Here is a 426-nt window from a genome sequence, read left to right as displayed (position 1 = left end):
GTAAAGGTGATCACACAGTGAACTTTAGTTGTAAAGGCAAAGCTTGCCCGCAGTGCGGTAAACGCTATTCACGTGAAAGTATGGAAAAAATAGCCAGCCGACTGTTACCTGGATTGAGCTACAGACAAGTCGTGTTAACGTTACCCAGTGAATTCAGGAATGTTTTCTATAATCATCCAGAACAAGGGGCATTATATTCAGAGTTGATGAGTGTGGGTCATGCGTGCTTAGAGGCGCTCATTCAGGATTGACTCCGCTGTAATACGCTTAAAATCGCCAGTATCGTGTTTATCCATACTCATGGGCGGAATGGGAGCTATAACCCCCATCTTCATATCTTATTAGGAGAGGGAGGGTTGAATCCAGAGACCAATCAATGGCTTCCAATAAATTACTTACCTTTAGGCCGCTTACGGCTGAAGTGGC

The 426-nt window shown here is 44.6% G+C and carries 2 protein-coding genes; both read left to right on the top strand.

The features are described from left to right. A partial coding sequence (locus FW758_RS24825; protein ID WP_446446851.1) for a transposase zinc-binding domain-containing protein occupies positions 1 to 251 on the top strand: 251 nt, incomplete at its 5' end. Positions 252 to 284: 33 nt separating this feature from the next. Then, a partial coding sequence (locus FW758_RS24820; protein ID WP_446446852.1) for a transposase occupies positions 285 to 426 on the top strand: 142 nt, incomplete at its 3' end.

Source organism: Shewanella sp. 1180_01 (assembly GCF_052850535.1).
Note: the sequence above shows the minus strand (reverse complement) of the source record. Positions and strands in the feature narration are given on the sequence as shown.